At 44.0% G+C, this 252-nt stretch carries 1 protein-coding gene; it reads right to left on the reverse strand.

The features are described 5' to 3' along the window. A partial coding sequence (locus Q3F21_RS27325) for a DDE-type integrase/transposase/recombinase (protein WP_340259758.1) occupies positions 1 to 252 on the reverse strand: 252 nt, incomplete at both ends.

Here is a 252-nt window from a genome sequence, read left to right on the forward strand (position 1 = left end):
GCCGTCGTTGTACAGGTAAAATCTTCGAGATAGAACGTTTCAGACTTTAGCGTGGAATGGAACGATTCTATGGGGGCATTATCTGCAGGTGTACCCTTACGGGACATACTCATGGTAATGCCCTTTTCCTTTACAGCTTGTTGAAACGCATTGGATGTATAAACTGACCCTTGATCACTATGTAACATGCAGTTGGCTACTGCGGGCAGCTGGTGCAATGTATCTAAAACCAAACTTGTATCTTGTGTGTCT

The sequence above is a fragment of the Brevibacillus borstelensis genome (genome assembly GCF_037834415.1).
Classification (GTDB): domain Bacteria; phylum Bacillota; class Bacilli; order Brevibacillales; family Brevibacillaceae; genus Brevibacillus; species Brevibacillus borstelensis_A.